The 15,543-nt window shown below is 67.1% G+C and carries 15 protein-coding genes and 1 pseudogene; 12 read left to right on the top strand and 4 right to left on the bottom strand.

Annotated features, from left to right (window positions below; translation table 11 throughout):
• The 5 genes and pseudogenes from E5679_RS13540 to E5679_RS13520 form a co-directional block, all read left to right on the top strand.
• A pseudogene (locus E5679_RS13540) lies at positions 1 to 125 on the top strand (xylose isomerase); the annotation flags it as partial.
• 37 nt (positions 126 to 162) lie between these two features.
• Entirely contained in the window at positions 163 to 1,620 is a 1,458-nt protein-coding gene (locus E5679_RS13535; protein ID WP_138416698.1) for a xylulokinase, read from the top strand.
• Entirely contained in the window at positions 1,617 to 2,861 is a 1,245-nt protein-coding gene (locus E5679_RS13530) for a D-arabinono-1,4-lactone oxidase (RefSeq protein ID WP_138416696.1), read from the top strand. Before E5679_RS13535 ends, E5679_RS13530 begins: the two co-directional genes overlap by 4 nt.
• A gap of 148 nt (positions 2,862 to 3,009) precedes the next feature.
• Complete coding sequence (locus E5679_RS13525; protein WP_138416694.1) at positions 3,010 to 3,444, top strand: SRPBCC family protein; 435 nt, start codon at positions 3,010 to 3,012, stop codon at positions 3,442 to 3,444.
• Positions 3,445 to 3,711: 267 nt separating this feature from the next.
• Positions 3,712 to 3,960, top strand: a complete 249-nt coding sequence (locus E5679_RS13520; protein WP_138416692.1) for a hypothetical protein — start codon at positions 3,712 to 3,714, stop codon at positions 3,958 to 3,960.
• Between the two features lie 26 nt (positions 3,961 to 3,986).
• Here E5679_RS13520 and E5679_RS13515 read toward each other — a convergent pair whose 3' ends face one another.
• From E5679_RS13515 to E5679_RS13505, 3 genes are read right to left on the bottom strand one after another with little or no spacing between them, the layout of a single operon-like run.
• A complete protein-coding gene (locus tag E5679_RS13515; protein WP_138416690.1) occupies positions 3,987 to 5,357 on the bottom strand; it encodes an MFS transporter in 1,371 nt (456 codons plus the stop codon).
• 2 nt (positions 5,358 to 5,359) lie between these two features.
• The gene (locus E5679_RS13510; RefSeq protein WP_138416687.1) at positions 5,360 to 6,373 is read right to left on the bottom strand and encodes a PDR/VanB family oxidoreductase; all 1,014 of its coding nucleotides are present in this window, start codon (positions 6,371 to 6,373) and stop codon (positions 5,360 to 5,362) included.
• 2 nt (positions 6,374 to 6,375) lie between these two features.
• A complete protein-coding gene (locus E5679_RS13505) occupies positions 6,376 to 7,485 on the bottom strand; it encodes an aromatic ring-hydroxylating oxygenase subunit alpha (RefSeq protein ID WP_138416685.1) in 1,110 nt (369 codons plus the stop codon).
• A gap of 119 nt (positions 7,486 to 7,604) precedes the next feature.
• Between E5679_RS13505 and E5679_RS13500 the strand changes: the two genes are divergently transcribed.
• Complete coding sequence (locus tag E5679_RS13500; protein WP_138416683.1) at positions 7,605 to 8,219, top strand: PadR family transcriptional regulator; 615 nt, start codon at positions 7,605 to 7,607, stop codon at positions 8,217 to 8,219.
• A gap of 57 nt (positions 8,220 to 8,276) precedes the next feature.
• Here the strand turns inward: E5679_RS13500 and E5679_RS13495 are convergent, their stop codons facing one another.
• Complete coding sequence (locus tag E5679_RS13495) at positions 8,277 to 8,732, bottom strand: MarR family winged helix-turn-helix transcriptional regulator (protein ID WP_138416681.1); 456 nt, start codon at positions 8,730 to 8,732, stop codon at positions 8,277 to 8,279.
• Between the two features lie 135 nt (positions 8,733 to 8,867).
• Here E5679_RS13495 and E5679_RS13490 point away from each other — a divergent pair, with 135 nt between their 5' ends.
• From E5679_RS13490 to E5679_RS13465, 6 genes are all read left to right on the top strand, one after another.
• The gene (locus tag E5679_RS13490) at positions 8,868 to 9,803 is read left to right on the top strand and encodes an SDR family NAD(P)-dependent oxidoreductase (RefSeq protein WP_138416679.1); all 936 of its coding nucleotides are present in this window, start codon (positions 8,868 to 8,870) and stop codon (positions 9,801 to 9,803) included.
• Positions 9,804 to 9,805: 2 nt separating this feature from the next.
• Positions 9,806 to 10,693, top strand: a complete 888-nt coding sequence (locus E5679_RS13485; protein WP_138416677.1) for an amidohydrolase family protein — start codon at positions 9,806 to 9,808, stop codon at positions 10,691 to 10,693.
• 1 nt (position 10,694) lies between these two features.
• Positions 10,695 to 11,930 carry an acyl-CoA dehydrogenase family protein gene (locus E5679_RS13480; RefSeq protein ID WP_138416675.1) on the top strand — a complete coding sequence of 412 codons (1,236 nt, stop codon included), beginning with the start codon at positions 10,695 to 10,697 and terminating at the stop codon, positions 11,928 to 11,930.
• A gap of 67 nt (positions 11,931 to 11,997) precedes the next feature.
• Entirely contained in the window at positions 11,998 to 12,459 is a 462-nt protein-coding gene (locus E5679_RS13475) for a MaoC family dehydratase (RefSeq protein ID WP_138416673.1), read from the top strand.
• A gap of 42 nt (positions 12,460 to 12,501) precedes the next feature.
• Positions 12,502 to 13,827 (top strand): MFS transporter, encoded by a 1,326-nt coding sequence (locus tag E5679_RS13470; RefSeq protein WP_138416671.1) that lies wholly within the window; start codon positions 12,502 to 12,504, stop codon positions 13,825 to 13,827.
• A gap of 10 nt (positions 13,828 to 13,837) precedes the next feature.
• Complete coding sequence (locus tag E5679_RS13465) at positions 13,838 to 15,412, top strand: acyl-CoA synthetase (protein WP_138416669.1); 1,575 nt, start codon at positions 13,838 to 13,840, stop codon at positions 15,410 to 15,412.
• The last annotated feature ends 131 nt before the right edge of the window (positions 15,413 to 15,543 follow it).

The raw sequence follows: 15,543 nt of genomic DNA, 5'->3' as shown, positions 1-15,543 counted from the left end.
CGGCTGACCTGCTCGCGGACGCGTCCGCGTTCGAGGCCTTCGATGCCGAGAAGGCCGCCGAGCGCTCCTACGCCTTCATCCGCCTCAACCAGCTCGCCCTCGAACACCTCACCGGCGCACGCTGACCTGCCCCTGCTAGACCTGCCCCCGAAGGACGCGAACATGCCGCTCGTTGCCGGAGTCGACAGCTCCACCCAGTCCTGCAAGGTCGTGATTCGCGACGCCGAGACCGGGGCGCTTGTGCGCTTCGGCTCGGCGCCGCACCCGGCCGGAACCGAAGTCCACCCGGACGCGTGGTGGGACGCGCTCCAGACCGCCATTGCGGCCGCGGGCGGGATCGACGACGTCGCCGCCATCTCAGTCGGCGGGCAACAGCACGGCATGGTCTGCCTCGACGAGGACGGTGAGGTTGTCCGGCCTGCGCTGCTGTGGAACGACACGCGGTCTGCGGCGGCGGCTGACGCCCTTATCAAGGAGGCGGGCGAAGGCGACGCGGTCGCCGGAGCACGCTGGTGGGCCGAAACGACGGGCACGGTTCCGGTCGCGTCGATCACCGCGACCAAACTGCGGTGGCTCGCCGACCACGAGGCGGAGAACGCCGCGCGCACCGCGGCGGTGTGTCTCCCGCACGATTGGCTGTCGTGGCGGCTGGCCGGCCACGGGCCGAAGAGCCAGGGACTCGAGGCTGTCCTCGGGGCCCTCACGACGGATCGCTCCGACGCGTCGGGCACGGGCTACTTCTCTCCCGTGACGAACCAGTACCTCCCGGAGGTCCTCGAACGGACCCTCGGCCACGTCCCTGTGCTTCCGCGGGTGCTGGGGCCGCTCGAGTCGGGAGGGCAGAGCCCTGCCGGAGCCCTCATCGGCCCCGGCGCAGGCGACAACGCGGGCGCGGGCCTCGGCGTGGGCGCCTCGGTGGGCGACGTCGTCGTCTCTATTGGCACCTCGGGGACGGTCTTCGCCGTCGCCGTCCAGCCGACGTCGGACCCCTCCGGGCTCGTCGCCGGCTTCGCCGACGCGACCGGGCACTACCTCCCGCTCGCGTGCACGCTCAACGCGTCGCGGGTGCTCGACGCCACGGCCAAGCTGCTCGACGTCACCCTCCCCGAGCTCACGCAGCTCGCGCTCGCGGCGCCCGTCGGCGCCGGTGGGCTCACGCTCGTGCCGTACTTCGAGGGTGAGCGGACACCGAACCTGCCGGATGCCACAGGCTCGCTGCAGGGCATGACGCTGGGCAACTTCACGCGGTCGAATCTCGCCCGGGCCGCCGTGGAAGGCATCGTCTGCTCGCTCGCCGACGGCCTCGCCGCGCTCACAGCGCAGGGAGTGACTGCGGAACGCATCATCCTGGTCGGCGGCGGAGCGCGGTCGGAGGCGGTCCAACTCGCCGCGGCGGCAATCTTCGGGCTCCCGGTGCTGGTTCCGGAGCCGGGGGAGTACGTGGCCGACGGCGCAGCACGCCAAGCCGCGGCCGTCCTCCTCGGGCGGTTCCCCGAGTGGGAGAATGCGGGGGCGACGACGATCACCGCGCCTTCCGCACCAGACGTCCTCGCGCGATACCGTGCCGCGGCAGCTGCTCTCTACCCGATGACCGCTTCGTCCCCGAAGGAAGCACAATGAAGAACTGGGCTGGGAATCTCGAGTATTCGGCCGCATCCGTAGAGCGGCCGGAGTCCGTCGAGGAGCTCGCGGAACTCGTGGGCTCCGCGCAGCGGGTCAAGGCGCTCGGCTCGCGGCACTGTTTCAACGACGTGGCGGATACGGACGGCCTGCAGGTCGTGCTGGACCGTCCGGCCGGTTCGGTCGAAGTGGATTCCGAGCGGCGCGTCGCCCGCGTCCCGGGCGGGATCACGTATGGCGACCTGGGTCTCGCGCTCGAACGGGAGGGATTCGCCCTGCACAACATGGCTTCGCTCCCGCACATCTCCGTCGCGGGGGCCGTGCAGACCGGGACCCACGGTTCGGGGATTTCCAACCCAGCGCTCGCCTCGGCTGTGAAGGCCGTCGAGTTCGTGCGTGCCTCGGGCGAGGTGGAACGGCTCGAGGAGGGCGACGGCGACGAATTCCTCGGCAGCGTCGTGGGGCTTGGCGCCCTGGGGATCGTGACGGCGCTCGAGCTCGCGGTCGAACCGACCTACAAGGTGCGGCAGCAGGTCTTCGAGGACCTGCCCTGGGAGACTGTGCTCGCCGATTACGACGCAGTGGCCGGGGACGGGTACAGCGTCTCGCTGTTCACCGACTATGCCGGGGACACCGTGCCCCAGGTGTGGCGAAAGGTGCGGCTCGATTCGGAGCCCGGCCCCGCCCCGTCGTCATTTTTTGGAGCGCGGCCCGCGACCCGCGCGCGCCACCCCCTGCCCGAGATGGACGCGGTGAACTGCACCCAGCAGCTCGACGTGCCGGGGCCGTGGCTCGACCGGCTGCCGCACTTCCGGCACGAGTTCACGCCGAGCGCTGGCGACGAGCTGCAGACCGAGTACCTGCTGCCGCGCTCTTCGGCCGCCGAGGCGCTGCAGGCCGTGCGCGGCCTGGCGGGCAGACTCGCGCCGTTGCTGTTCGTCTCGGAGGTTCGGACGATCGCCGCAGACGAGTTCTGGCTCAGCCCCTCGTACCGGCAGGACAGTGTGGCGTTGCACTTCACGTGGCGGCCGATGCAATCCGAGGTCGAGGCGTTCCTTCCAGAACTGGAGGCCGCGATCGCCCCCTTCGCCGCTCGACCGCACTGGGGGAAGCTGTTCACGGTTCCGTCCGCTGACCTCGCTGTGCTGTATCCGCGTTTCGCGGACTTCCGGGAGCTCGTCGCCAAGCGCGATCCGGACGGCAAATTCCGCAACGCGTACCTCGACCGCATCCTCGCCTAACCCCCCCCGTCTCGGGTACGCCAACTCACCCTTTTGGGCGTTTCGGGTGCGCCAACTCACCCCTTTTCACCGTCTCAGGTACGCCAACTCCACCAGTCCTTGGCGCGCTCTGTCCGTCGGAGTACTTTGTGGCTCGAAGGAGGTTGGCATGACGGACTCAGCGAGGGATGCGATGGCATCGGCGACAATCGCAGCAAGCCCTGAGGCAGTGTGGGATGCCCTGACGAACCCGGATCAGATCAAGAAGTACTTCTTGGGCACGAACGTCGAGACGACGTGGGAGACGGGGAGCCGAATTACTTTCAGCGGCGAATGGCAGGGAAAGGAATATCAGGACCACGGTCAAATTCTCCATTTCGAGCCGCCCCGTCGGCTGCGCATCAGCCACTACAGCCCCCTGAGCGGAAAGCCGGATATTCCCGAGAATTACCACACTGTCGAATACCGCGTTGAGGACGATGGGGATGGCACCACCAGGGTGACCATCATTCAGGGGAACAACAGCAGTGAAGGGGAAGCGGCCGAGTCGGAGAAGACCTGGCGGCTCGTCCTCGGCAATCTGAAGGAGCTGCTGGATCGATGAAGAGAATCTTCCGCGCCGTGCTGGTGGCCGCCCTGCTCGTTGGGGTCCGTTTCGCAGTCGCCTCCCTCCGCAAGAGGGCCCGACGGAGTATCAAGCATTCTCGTCGGAACATGAAGGGTTCCCGTCGGAGGATGAAGCGTTCGCTCCGTCGCCTGCGGAAATGAGGGGTCCGTCCTGCCACCCCGGCCCGACGTCTGTGGGTACAACCACGTCTCCTCCGGGTATCAGTGACCCATAGGGGCATCTCTTGCTGGGAGGGCGTGTGCGATGAACGAGATGGAAGCGTGGTTCGAAGCGCAGAGGGTGGCGGGCGAAGCACGCGTCAGTTCCGGCATCGAGATCGCTGCCATCGGTATCGTTCTCTTCTTCTTTGGGATCACCGTGCCGATGCGCCCGAACGTGAGCATTCTGATGTCCTTCGCCTTGGTCATGATGGCGTTCGTCATGATCGTCTCCGGCCGGAAGAAGGCGCGGCTGGCGATGGAGGGCCTTATGCGCGAGTTGCAGCGCGGGTGACCCCGCAATGGGTCATGTCATTGACGCTAGCGGGTGTGTGGCAGGCTCACGGATGACGGTTCGCCTTGGGAGACGCCCGAGGGAGAGCCGGATCGCGGCAGGAGGAAGACGGCCGCCGTGGCGATGAGCACGATGGCTCCCACGCCGAGGTACAGGCCGCTCGGGGTCCACCCGGCGTCCAAGAGTGCGCCGGTGGCGGTGGGCGCGAGGATCGCGCCGGCTCGGCCGATCCCAATCCCCCAGCCCACGCCCGTACTCCTGATAGCCGTCGGGTAGACCGACGGGGCGATCACATACAAGCCCGCAATGCAGCCGTTGATCAGACCGCCAAGCACCACGCCGATCGCAAAGGCGAGAACCAGAATTCCCGCGGCAGAGATGAAGACCGCTGTCGCGATGGCGGCAAGGACTGTGAACCAGATCATCACGGTTCGACTTGCCCATTTCGAAGCGAAAGCTCCAAAGAGAACCGAGCCGACGGTGCCCCCAAGAGTGAGCGCCAGGCCGCCGACCACGCCTTGGCTCTCGGTCATTCCCGCGGTGACGAGAAGTTTCGGTGTCCAGCTGTTGACGAAGTAGAAGCCGAACATCACCGCGAAGAAAGACACCCAGACCAAGAGGGTGGAGCGACGATTGGAGGCATCGAACAGGCTGCTCAGGGGGTTCCGGGCCGGGGCAGCCGAGCCGACGCGCACTGTCGGTGCTCCTTCCACGAACGCCGTCTCGGCGAGTCGGAGCCGGCGAGCGAGCCGCCTGAGCTTCGCGTCATACCCCCGCGGCCGCCGAGTGAGCAGGAAGTCGACGCTTTCGGGGGCAAGCCCGAACGCGAGCGCGAGCAAGAGGACCGTCACGAGTCCACCGCCGAGGAAGACCGCATGCCAGCCGAACTGCGCCTGCAGCCACACAGCAGCCCCTCCGCCGAGGGTCGCCCCGAGCCCATAGCCTGCGGTGACGATGCTGATGGCCAGGCTGCGCGAGCGCGTGGACGAGAATTCGCTGACCAGTACGTTCGTGCACGCGAGAATGCCGCCGACGCCGAGCCCTGTCACAACCCGCCAGAGGCCCAGGGGGACAGCGCTTGTGGCGGTCGCGGACAGGAGCATGCCGGCGGCGGAGGTGGCGACGGAAGCGAGGAGCGTGGGACGTCGGCCGAACCTGTCCGCAATCGGGCCGATGAGAAGGGACCCGAGGGCCATGCCGACAAGCCCCGCGCTGAGCAGGAGGCCGAGCTCGCTGCCAGTCAGACCGAAGTCCTTGGACACTCGCGCGGACGTGAACGCCATGGCGAGGACGTCGAAACCGTCTACGGCGTTGAGGAGCGTGCAGAGGGCGACGATGGCCCACTGGCCTGCGCCCATGGGGGACGTTTCGATGCGCGCCCGGAGATCGGTGGTCATGTTCAGCTCACCTCGATGCTGACGACGGCGCGCCCGTTGCCACTGAGGACGGGGGAGGAGCCGAGGGGATTCTTGGCAATGACACGGGAGACGCAGCAGCACATCTTGGCGGAGGCCTGCTGCTGGCGTTCGCTGTAGAAGACGTCGCGGTGGTCGATGTCGCCGCGAAGCTCCAGCACGTCGACCTCGCAAAGGCCGCATTCGCCTTTTCGGCAGTCGAACATCATGTCGGCTCCCGCGGCTTCGAGGGCTTCGAGCATGGAGCGGTCTTTGGGGACGAGGGCTTCGATGCCGAGCCGGGGAATCCGTACAACGAACTCCTGAGGGTCGAACCATCCGCTGTTGCCGAACGTCTCGTAGCGAAGGTTCGGCAGACTCAGCTCGAAGTCCTGCCAGGAGCGCCGGACGGCATCCATGAGCCGGATCGGACCGCACATATACAGCTCGGTGTCCAGATCGAGGCCGCTGACCAGCGCCGGCACGTCAAGCTGCGTTCCTTCCGCGTCGACGTGCACCTCAAGCCGGTCACCATGCTCAGCAAGGAGCTCGTTGAGGTAGGCCATCGCGTCGCGGCTGCGTCCGGCGTAGACGAACCGGTAGTCGGCGCCGAGTCGGGCGAGCTGGCGGGCCATGCCGAGGACGGCGGTCACCCCGATTCCACCGGCGAGGATGACGTATCGCGGGGCCCCGACGCGAAGTGGGAAGTTCTGCATGGGTTGGGTGATGGCCACGTCGTCCCCGGCCACGAGTCCGTGCATGAAGATCGATCCGCCGCGGGAGGCGGGCGTCCGGAAGACTGAGAGCGCAAGGCGCCTGCCGTCGTCGTTCGTTTCCACCACGGAGTAGGACCGCACCTCCCGCTCCCCATTGACGACGACGGCGACATCCACGTGGGTGCCGGGCGCCGCCGCCACGGGGGCATCCGGCTCGATGACGATGCGCCGGATCCCGCGGGCGACGTCGAGGGTTTCAACGACCCGGCCCTTCTGCCAGACGGCGCTGGAGTTGGCGGCCATGATCAGGCCCCGACCGGCGCGGGCTGCTCCGCCGTGGAGGATGCGAGGCGCCCCTCTGCCTCGAGCATCCGCTCGATGAGCCTCCGGACCCACATGCCGCCAGCGTCGATATTGAGGCTGTAGAACTCGTAGTCGGGATTGGCGTCAATGGCCGCCTGTTGGGCCTTGAGCATGGCCTCGTCCTCTCCGAACACACCGTGCACGCCGTTGCGGAGTTGAGTGGTGATGAGCTGGCTCTCAAGGCAGTAATTGCGCATAAACGCCCAGAAGTAGTGGCACGTCTTGTCCGTTTCCGGGGAGATCGTGTTCATGACGTAGCCGTTCACGCCTTGGCTGCGGTCGCCGTCGAACGCTCCCGTCCCGGCCCTGGCGACGCCGACGTCGATGGTGATGGTCGACGGCGCCTCGAAGCGGATGATCTGCCAGCGGTCCACCCGGCCCTCGAAGCCGGGAAATTTGTCGCGCATGTTCTTCAGCCAGAACGGCGGTGCCTCAATGTCGAACATCCAACGCGAGACGGTCACGGTGCGTTCGTCGTGGGTGACCTTGAAATCTGAGGCGCTGAGCTCCTCCTGCCCGATCGAGGAGGAGTGGACGAACTCCTCGTGCGTGAGGTCCATCAGGTTGTCGAGCACGAGCTGGTAGTTGCAGGGGGCGTAGATCGTCTCGCCGTCCCCGGCCCAGTCCGGGGAGCTCATCTGATGCATGTCCGGGATGAGGGCCGGGTCGGCCTCCTTTGGATCTCCCAGCCAGACCCAGGCGAAGCGGTAGCGGTCCACGATTGGGAACGAGGGAACCGTGGCGGAGGGGTTGATGGTCTCCTGCGCCGGCATCGACGTGCACCTGCCGGCGGAGTTGTAGGTGATGCCGTGATACGGGCACTGGATCTCATCACGGCCCACCGTCTTTCCCATCGAAAGCGGGGCGAGGCGGTGCCAGCAGGCGTCGGCCAGAGCGACTGGACGGCCGTCCTCGGTACGAAAGAGCGCGAGCGGGCGGCCAGCAATGGTGCGCGCGAAGGGCTTGCGGGTGAGCTCGTAGTCCCAGCCGGCGACGTACCAGGCGTTGAAGGGGTGGGCGAGGGTCTTGTTGGTGGTGCGAGTGGTAGACATCGGTGTCCTTTCCGTCCGCGTTGACGGTGCCGACTATCTATCGCCATAGATAGTCTGTGAAGTAAAACACACTCTATCTATGGATATAGATAGTTGCAAGAGGCGGATAGGGTAGCCACGTGAGCCTCAGGAACGCGCTCTTGGCGATGCTGACGTCGCAGCCCATGACGGGCTACGACGTGTACAAGAACTTCCAGACCTCGGTCGGCTACGTGTGGCATGCCCCCGACTCACAGATCTATCCCGAGCTGCGCCGCATGGAGCAGGACGGCCTCATCCGCGGCGAGAGCGTGGCCTGGGGGAAGCGGGGCACGAAGAAGCGCTACTCCATCACCGAGGCTGGAGTCGAGTCATTTCAGCGCTGGCTCAATGAGCCGCCCGATTATCAGCGGGAGCGCGATCCTATCCGCCTGCGGGCCGCCTACCTCGAGTGGGCTGACCCGAAGGCGTCCATGGATTTCTTCACGGCGCATATCGCCTATCACTCCGCTCGAATCGATGACTGGAAGGAGATGATCCGCACCCTTCGCGACCACTCGAATCCGACGCTCGCGAAGCGCATTGAGGGCAAGCCTCCAGAGGACGCAGATCGGATTACCGCCTACAAGGTCTTCGCTTATGAGGGCATGATTGCCCGGGCGCGCGCCGAGATCGAATGGGCCGAGGGCGGGTTGGACTTGGTCGGCAAGCTGGAGAAGACCGACCAGGCGAAACCGCTAGATGACCCGCAATAAGGGCAGCCCATTTCGGGGCCCGATCTGATATCCGAAAGAGATAGTCATCGTCAGGCGTTAGGCCCAGAGGGCCTTCCGCAGGAGCTTCCGCAGGGTCGCCGCCTCCGCATCGGTGAGTGCGGCGAGCTGCTCGTGCTCGCATGCGGCAATCGCGGCGGAAGCCCCAGCATGCAGGCGCTCGCCTTCGGGTGTCGCGAGCACGATCTTCTGCCGTCGGTCGGTGCGCCCCTGTTCCCGGTATACGAGTCCGCGTCCCTCGAGTTCGTCCACGAGTGCCACGATCTGGCTCGGGTCCAGGCTCAGGAACTCCGCGAGCTCGCGCTGGGTCGGTTCAAGTCCGCTGCAGGCGAGTCGCAACACTGAGTACGAACGCTCCCGCAGACCGAACTCAGCCAGCGCCTTGTTGTTGAGCACCGACCCAGCGGCGTGCAGCTTTGCAAGGAGGAGGCCGACGTCGTCGGCAATCGCCGCCTCCGCAAGCCGCGGCACCACAGCCTCGTCCTGCACACTCACGCGAGCCTCCAAACATCCTCAGAACCAATCGTTGACATTTTCAATGATCCGTCCTTTCATGGATCGTGACAAGGGTCTCATGGCCGAGGAGCCGAACCAATGAGACCGAGCAGCACGAGTGCGAGGGAGCACGGGATGAGCCTGGCAGGCAAGGTAGCGATCGTCACCGGAAGCGGGCAGGGGCTCGGCCTGGCCTACGCGAGGCAGCTCGCCCGGCAGGGGGCCGCCGTGGTCGTCAACGACGTCAACGAGGAGACGGCGGCTGCTGCGGTCGCGCAGATCGAGGCCGACGGCGGCAAGGCGACCGCCGTCGTCGTCCCCGTTGGCTCGACGGAAGCCGCGAAGGCGCTCGTGGACGGCGCGGTGAACGCGTTCGGCCGCCTCGACATCCTCGTCACGAACGCGGGGATCCTGCGGGACAAGAGCCTGCTGAAGATGACGGACGAGGACTTCGACCTCGTGATCAACGTCCACCTCCGCGGCACCTTCACCTGTGTCCGCGAGGCGTTCTCCTACTTCAAGGCCAACAGCATCCAGGGCCGGATCATCACGATCGGTTCCCCGACCGGACAGCGCGGGAACTTCGGCCAGACCAACTACGCCGCCGCGAAGGCGGGCATTGTGGGCATGGTGCGCACGTGGGCGCTGGAGATGAAGAAGGCCGGCGTGACGGTCAACGCCGTCATCCCCGTCGCTGCGACCGCGATGACGAAGACCGTCCCGTACTTCGCCAAGGCTGTCGAGGCCGATGAGCGCGGCGAGGCCATGCCGGCGTTCTTCCGGCACGGTCTCGGCTTCGGAACGGCCGACGACGTCGCCGGCCTCATCGCGTACCTCGCCTCCGACGAGGCAGCCGGGATCACCGGCCAGGCCATCGGCGCCGGCGGCGACCGCCTCCAGGTCTGGACCCACCCCGAGCCGGCGACCACCGACTACCGCGAGGGCGGCTGGACCTACGAGGCGCTCCAGGAGCGCGGCGCCGAGATCATCGGCGGGCACCTGCAGAGCGTGGGCGAGGAGTTCCTGCCGCTGCCCGAGAACCTCCAACCCGCCCCCGCAGAGGCCCACTGACCATGCCCCGCTACGAGCTCGGGATCGACGTCGACAAGCTCGACGCGATCGACATGCACGTCCACCTCGAGGTGGACTCGTGCGGGCACACGTCCCTCCCGGCGGCCCTGACCGAGGCCTCGGCAAAGTACTTCAAGGCCGAGGACCGCTCCCCGAGCCTGGACAAGATCGCGGACACGTACCGCGAGCTGAACATGGCCGCCGTCGTCTTCACGGTCGACGCACGGACGCAGCTCCGCCACGAGCCCAACAGCATCGAGGATCTCATCGAGGGCGCGGCACGCCACAACGACGTCCTCATCCCGTTCGGCTCCGTGGACCCGCGCACCGGGGAAGAAGCGATAGCCCGCGCGAAGCACCAGGCGCTCGAGCTCGGCGCGCGCGGTTTCAAGTTCCATCCGTCCCTGCAGGGCTTCGACCCCTCCAGCGAGGAGTTCTACCCGCTGTGGGAGGCGCTCCAGGAGCTCGGTCTCCCGGCCGTCTTCCACACCGGGCAGAACGGTATGGGCGCGGGCCTGCCCGGCGGGCACGGGATCAAGCTGCGGTACTCGAACCCGCTCCTGCTCGACGACGTGGCCGCCGACTTCCCCGGCCTCACCGTGATCATGGCCCACCCATCCGTGCCGTGGCAGGAAGAGGCGAACTCGATCGCCACCCACAAGGCGAACGTCTTCATCGACCTCTCCGGCTGGTCGCCGAAGTACTTCCCCGAGTCGCTGGTGAAAGCCTCGAACTCGGTCCTGCAGGAGAAGGTCCTCTTCGGCACCGACTTCCCGCTCATCACCCCGCAGAAGTGGCTCGGCGCCTTCGCCGACCTCCCGCTCAAGGACGAGGTGCGCCCCAAGATCCTCAAGGGCAACGCCGTGCGCGTGCTCGGGCTGGGGGAGTGAGATGAGTGCGACGACGGAATTCGCCGCAGGCGTGGTGAGCGCCGCGGGCCTGGGGAGTCGCCTCTACGAGGTGGCCGACTGGTACGACGCCGAGTCCCTCCTCACGGACGACGAGCGCCGGGTCCTTGGCCGGCTGCGCACGTTCCTCGACGAGAAGGCGCGCCCGCTTCTGAGCGAGTACTGGGAGCGCGGCGAGTTTCCCGAGGAGCTGCGGCAGCCGCTCGTCGATCTGGATCTCATGGAGCCGGCCGAGCTCGTCTCTGACGGACAGCCAGCCCGGGGGATCTACCAGGGCTTCCGCATCTTCGAGCTCGCCCGCACCGACGCATCGCTCGCGACGTTCTACACGGCACAGGCCGGGCTGTTCCGCACCGCGATCCGGGTCGGCGCGTCGCCGGAGCAGCAGCGGGAGTGGATGCCGCGCGTCGTCGACTTCTCGCTCAAGGGGGTCTTCAGCCTCACCGAGCCTGAGCACGGATCCGACATCGCGGGAGGGCTGGCGACGACGGCCAGGCGCGAAGACGACGGCGGGTGGGTCATCGACGGGGCGAAGCGCTGGATCGGCGGGGCCGCCACGGCGGACGTCCTCGCCGTCTTCGCGCGCGACGTCGCCGACAGCCAGGTCAAGGCGTTCCTCGTCCCGCGCGAGGCGCCCGGCGTCGTCGTCGAGAAGATCCACCGCAAGACGGCGCTGCGGATGATGCAGAACGCGCACATCACCTTGGACGGCGTCCGCGTCACCGAGGCGGACCGGCTCCACAACGTGAACTCGTTCAAGGACGTCGCCGCGATGCTGCGAGCCATGCGCTCGGACGTAGCGTGGATCGCCACGGGCATCCAGGCCGGCGCCTTCGAGGCCGCTCTCAGGTACGTGCGCGAGCGCGAGCAGTTCGGGCGGAAGCTGGGCTCCTTCCAGCTGGTCCAGGAGAAGCTCGCCCGGATGCTGGGCAACGTGACGGCGAGCCTTTCGCTCGTCGTCCGGCTCACCGAGCAGCAGGAGCGCGGGATCTACCGCGACCAGGACTCCGCGCTCGCGAAGATGCAGACGTCCCTCGCCATGCGCGAGACCGTCGCCTTGGCGCGGGAGGTCGTCGGCGGCAACGGGATCACGCTCGACACCGACGTTGCCCGCTTCCACGCCGACGCCGAAGCCGTCTACTCCTACGAGGGCACCCACGAGATCAACGCCCTCATCGTCGGCCGGGCACTCACCGGCGCCAGTGCCTTCGCCAAGTAGCTGTACCCGAAACGCCTTTCCCGCCAATTAGCTGTACCCGAAACGGACAGAAAACAGGAGACCTTCCATGACCCAGCCCCGGCTCGTCGTCGACTTCGACAAGCTCCTCACCATGACCGGCGCCGACCTCGGCGCGACTGACTGGCTTGAGATCACCCAGGACCGCGTGAACCTCTTCGCCGACGCGACCGACGACCACCAGTGGATCCACGTCGACCCCGAGCGTGCGAAGGATGGCCCATTCGGTGCCCCGATCGCGCACGGCTTCCTCACCCTGTCGCTGCTGATCCCGTTCTGGGGCGAGCTGTTCGACGTCGAAGGTGTCACCACGAAGGTCAACTACGGCCTCGACCGTGTCCGCTTCACCTCACCGGTGAAAGTCGGGTCGAAGGTGCGCATGGTCGGCCAGATCGCCGAGGTGACCGAGGTCAAGGGCGGCGCCCAGATCAAGGTCAACGCGACGATCGAGATCGAAGGCCAGGAGCGTCCCGCCGTCGTCGCCGAATTCCTCGCCCGGTTCTACAAGTAACCCCTGGTTCAACAACCAACCCCTCCTCCCATAGGACGAACCATGTCTGGAACGACCCAGCTCACGCAGATGAGCACGGCCGCGCGCCGCAAAGAAGCCCGCACGGTCATCCTGTCCAGCTACTTGGGCAGCACCATCGAGTTCTACGACTTCCTTCTCTACGCGACGGCCGCGGCGGTCGCCTTCCCCAAGGTGTTCTTCGCCGGCGCCGACCCGTGGGTCGGCGTCATTGAGGCCTACGCGACTTTCGCCGCCGGTTATGTGGCCCGGCCTCTCGGCGGCGTCATCTTCGGCCACTTCGGTGACCGGATGGGGCGCAAGGGGATGCTCATCGTCTCGATGACGCTCATGGGCCTTGCCTCAGCGGCGATTGGCCTCATCCCGGGAGCCAACCTGATCGGGCCGTGGGGCGCCGTCGTCCTTGTACTCCTGCGCGTGCTGCAGGGAATCGCCGTCGGCGGCGAGTGGGGCGGCGCCGCGCTCATGGCGCTCGAGCACTCGGATCCGAAGCGGCGGGGGTTCGCCGCGTCTTTCGTCAACGCCGGCGCCCCGACGGGCGCTGTCCTGGGGACCGTCATGATGGGGATCGTCTCCGCGCTGCCCGGTGACGCGTTCCTCGCATGGGGTTGGAGGATCCCCTTCCTTACTTCGTTCGCGCTGCTTCTCGTCGGTCTCTTTGTCCGCCTGAGGATTTCGGAGAGCCCCATCTTCGCTGCCGCGGTGACGGCAGAAGCGAACGGGCCGGCCAAGCGGAAGCTCCCGCTGCTCGAGGTGCTCCGTCGGCCCAAGGCGCTCGTGTTCATCATGCTCGCCGGGGCGGCCGGATTCGGCCTGCAGGTCGTGCTGCCGACGTTCTCGGTGACGTACGCGGTCTCGAAGGGAGCCCCGCAGCAGGGCGTGCTGTACGCATTTGCCGCGGCGTCGGCCATCTCCATCGCCTTCGTGCTCTTCGGGGGCCGCCTCTCAGATCGCTTCGGTCGCCGTCCCGTCATGGTCACCGGCCTTGTGCTGTTTGTCGCGTTCCTGTTCCCGATGTTCGCGCTGCTGGGCTCGGGCAACGTGTGGCTCGTGCTGCTGGCCTTCACGCTCGCGCTCATGTTCCACTCGACGCTCTACGGCCCGCTCGCGGCGTTCGTCTCGGAGCAGTTCGGGACGACGTCCCGGTACACCGGTGCCGCGCTCGGCTACCAGCTTGCGACCCTCATCGGGGCCGGCTTCACCCCCGGCATCGTGGCCTCGCTGTTCCAGGGCTCGGGCCACAGCATCGGTGCCGTCGTCGGCTTCCTCGCCGCCCTGTCCCTCGTCTCCGCGGTCTTCATCCTCCTCACCCGCGAATCGAAGGACAATGACCTCACCACCGTCCGTTAGGAGGGACGCTGTGCACAACAACGGAGTTGGTTCGTGGCTCGAGCGGCGCCTCGCAAAGTCGGGCCCCAAGGCGGCGCTGATCGCGGGGGAGCGGAGCATCACCTATGGGGAACTCGCCGAGCGGGCGCGCCGGCTCGCGCAGGCGCTGCGCCGCCGCGGCGTGGCTCGCGGGGATCGGATCGCGTACCTCGGCGAGAACGATCCGGCCTTCGTCGAGACGTTCTTCGCGACTGGGCTCCTGGGGGCCGTTTTCGTGCCGCTCAACACGCGGCTCGCCGCCCCCGAGCTGCAGTTCCAGCTCGACGACGCCGGTGTCCGGCTCCTCGTCAACGCCGGTCGCCTTGAGCCGTTGGCCGCGGCCGCCGTCGAGGCCACCGGGGTGCAGCGGCGGCTCGTCGTCGCCGAGCCCGCCGAGGTCGGGTCCGCTGGCGCCGAGGTCGGGTCGCCTGAGCGCGAGGTCGGGTCCGCCGTCGTCGAACGCTATGAGGAAGCGCTGCAAGCAGCGCCCGCCGAACCGATCGACGAATCGGTGTCGCTCGACGACGGCGCGATGATCCTCTACACCTCGGGCACCACTGGGCGGCCGAAGGGTGCGCTGCTCACGCACGGGAACATCACGTGGAACTGCTACAACGTCCTGGTGGACACGGATCTCGCCTCCACGGATGTCGCTCTCATGATCTCGCCGCTGTTCCATGTGGCCTCGCTCGATATGGGCCTGCTGCCCATCCTGATCAAGGGCGGCACGGCCGTGCTGGAGCAGAAGTTCGAGCCGGGCCGGGCGCTCGAGCTGATCGAACGCCACAGGGTCACGACGCTCAACGGCGTGCCCACCACGTTCCAGATGCTCGCCGAGCACCCCGCGTGGCCGACGACGGACCTCACCTCGCTCACGAAGCTCACCTGCGGCGGCTCCGCGATCCCGGCGAGCGTCCTGGCCGCGTACGACGCACGCGGGATCGAGTTCGCCAACAACTACGGCATGACCGAGACCGCCCCGGGCGCGACAACGCTCCCGCGCGGGCGTTCCCGCGACAAGCTCGGCTCGGCCGGCCTGCCGCATTTCTTCACCGATATCCGCATCGCCGACCCCCTTGGTGAGGTCCTCGCCCCGGGTGAAGTCGGGGAGATCCAGATCGCCGGGCCGAACGTCATCAAGCAGTACTGGAACCGGTCCGACGCGACGAGAGATTCGTACGCGGACGGGATCTGGTTCAAGTCCGGCGACATGGGCTACCGCGACGACGAGGGCTTCCTCTACGTCTCCGACCGGCTCAAGGACATGATCATCTCCGGCGGCGAGAACATCTACCCGGCCGAGGTCGAGGCCGTGATCGTCGAGCTTCCGCAGGTGGCGTCGGTCGCCGTCATCGGGGTGCCCGACGAGAAATGGGGCGAGGTCCCGCGCGCGATCGTCACCTTGCGCGAGGGTGCGGAGCTTACGGACGACGACGTACGAACTCACCTCGACGGACGGCTCGCCCGGTACAAGATCCCGAAATCGGTCGTGTTCGTGGAGGAGATGCCCCGGACGGCCAGCGGGAAGATCCGCAAGGCAGAGCTCCGCAAGCAATACGCCCTCTGACCGTTTCGGGTACAGAACGTTTCTGTACCTGAAACGCCTGAAAAGGGGGAGTTTCAGTACCCGAAACGCCTAGAAAAGGGGGAGTTTCAGTACCCGAAACGCCTGAAAAGGGGGAGTTTCAGTACCCGAAA

It is taken from the genome of Sinomonas gamaensis, assembly GCF_005876955.1.
Classification (GTDB): domain Bacteria; phylum Actinomycetota; class Actinomycetes; order Actinomycetales; family Micrococcaceae; genus Sinomonas; species Sinomonas gamaensis.
This window is presented reverse-complemented; position numbering and strand designations above follow the sequence as displayed.

What these genes read in the sequence shown, in the direction of transcription:
- E5679_RS13535 (WP_138416698.1), top strand. Translation starts at nt 163, where the DNA reads ATGCCGCTCGTTGCCGGAGTCGACAGCTCCACCCAGTCCTGCAAGGTC.
- E5679_RS13530 (WP_138416696.1), top strand. Translation starts at nt 1,617, where the DNA reads ATGAAGAACTGGGCTGGGAATCTCGAGTATTCGGCCGCATCCGTAGAG.
- E5679_RS13525 (WP_138416694.1), top strand. Translation starts at nt 3,010, where the DNA reads ATGACGGACTCAGCGAGGGATGCGATGGCATCGGCGACAATCGCAGCA.
- E5679_RS13520 (WP_138416692.1), top strand. Translation starts at nt 3,712, where the DNA reads ATGAACGAGATGGAAGCGTGGTTCGAAGCGCAGAGGGTGGCGGGCGAA.
- E5679_RS13515 (WP_138416690.1), bottom strand. Translation starts at nt 5,357, where the DNA reads ATGACCACCGATCTCCGGGCGCGCATCGAAACGTCCCCCATGGGCGCA.
- E5679_RS13510 (WP_138416687.1), bottom strand. Translation starts at nt 6,373, where the DNA reads ATGGCCGCCAACTCCAGCGCCGTCTGGCAGAAGGGCCGGGTCGTTGAA.
- E5679_RS13505 (WP_138416685.1), bottom strand. Translation starts at nt 7,485, where the DNA reads ATGTCTACCACTCGCACCACCAACAAGACCCTCGCCCACCCCTTCAAC.
- E5679_RS13490 (WP_138416679.1), top strand. Translation starts at nt 8,868, where the DNA reads ATGAGCCTGGCAGGCAAGGTAGCGATCGTCACCGGAAGCGGGCAGGGG.
- E5679_RS13485 (WP_138416677.1), top strand. Translation starts at nt 9,806, where the DNA reads ATGCCCCGCTACGAGCTCGGGATCGACGTCGACAAGCTCGACGCGATC.
- E5679_RS13480 (WP_138416675.1), top strand. Translation starts at nt 10,695, where the DNA reads ATGAGTGCGACGACGGAATTCGCCGCAGGCGTGGTGAGCGCCGCGGGC.
- E5679_RS13475 (WP_138416673.1), top strand. Translation starts at nt 11,998, where the DNA reads ATGACCCAGCCCCGGCTCGTCGTCGACTTCGACAAGCTCCTCACCATG.
- E5679_RS13470 (WP_138416671.1), top strand. Translation starts at nt 12,502, where the DNA reads ATGTCTGGAACGACCCAGCTCACGCAGATGAGCACGGCCGCGCGCCGC.